This is a genomic window from Nocardia cyriacigeorgica, from assembly GCF_010858045.1.
GTDB classification, from domain to species: Bacteria; Actinomycetota; Actinomycetes; order Mycobacteriales; family Mycobacteriaceae; genus Nocardia; species Nocardia cyriacigeorgica_E.
In genome coordinates, this window is sequence record NZ_JAAGVC010000137.1 from 1 (window position 1) to 400 (window position 400).

Below are 400 nucleotides of genomic sequence, written 5' to 3' on the forward strand. Positions count from 1 at the left end.
GACCCTGCGTCAGTTGGAGGCCGACGGATTCGTCACGCGCACCGTGTATCCCACGGTGCCGCCTCGGGTCGAGTACACCCTCACCGAGCTGGGGCACAGCCTCCGCACGCCGATCGCCGCACTACGGGATTGGATCGAAACCAACATCAACCGCATCGAGGCAGCTCGCCGCGCTGCTGTGGATCCGAGCTGATCACCGCCGGGGTGTGTCGGAATCGGCCCGGACGGCGGACCTATCGCGCGTTGCGGGCCAGGTTCATGGTCTGGATCAGCAGCTTGGACACCGCCGCTGCCTCGGTGAGGAAGCCGTCGTGTCCGTCGCGGGAGTGCACCACCTCGAGGCCCTGACAGCCGGGCAGCCCGTCGGCCAGTTCTTGCTGGGTGTAGAGCGGGTACAGCC

General features: G+C 67.5%; 1 protein-coding gene and 1 pseudogene. One reads left to right on the forward strand and one right to left on the reverse strand.

All coding sequences use genetic code 11. The features are described from left to right. On the forward strand, positions 1-193 hold a 193-nt coding region (locus tag GV790_RS29075; RefSeq protein ID WP_163818017.1), incomplete at its 5' end, for a winged helix-turn-helix transcriptional regulator. A 40-nt stretch (positions 194-233) separates the two neighbouring features. Here the strand turns inward: GV790_RS29075 and GV790_RS31505 are convergent. Next, a pseudogene (locus GV790_RS31505) lies at positions 234-400 on the reverse strand (homoserine O-acetyltransferase MetX); the annotation flags it as partial.